The 461-nt window shown below is 55.3% G+C and carries 1 protein-coding gene; it reads right to left on the bottom strand.

The features are described 5' to 3' along the window. The coding region (locus AC0AIB_RS31220; RefSeq protein WP_465098081.1) for a thiamine pyrophosphate-binding protein at positions 1-193 on the bottom strand (193 nt) is incomplete at its 3' end. Between the last annotated feature and the right edge of the window lie 268 nt (positions 194-461).

Raw genomic sequence — 461 nt, forward strand, 5'->3', positions numbered from 1 at the left:
CGTAACCATCAGCCATATGGGTCGCGGCCTGTTCGTGGCGAACCAGGATGTGGGTAACACCAGGTTCCTTGAACAGTGCGTCGTAGACATGCAGCAGAGCACCACCTGGGTACCCGTAGATATAGTCGACGCCTTCGTCACGCAAAAAGCGGACGAGCATCTCACCACCAGATAAAAGCTCCACGTTGTTCACCTCTAAAACGCCAGAATACCGTCCGTTGAAAACCGACGGGTCTTAATAGGTTTACTTCTCAACAGAGCATGAGCGACGGTGGTCGCCGACTACGTCAGCACTGACTGAGCAAGTATTGGGATCGTCCCAAGTGTTGCGGGCTTTTCCCACCCAGCGCGAGGTAACGCGTTGCGGGTGTAACAGGTCGGCGCGGATGTGCGCCTCATGATCTGCTGAGCGGGCCTGCTTCTGGCAGTCCCGATACAGCGGACTTTGGATTCTTCTGTTT

This window comes from Micromonospora sp. DSM 43699 (assembly GCF_055517075.1).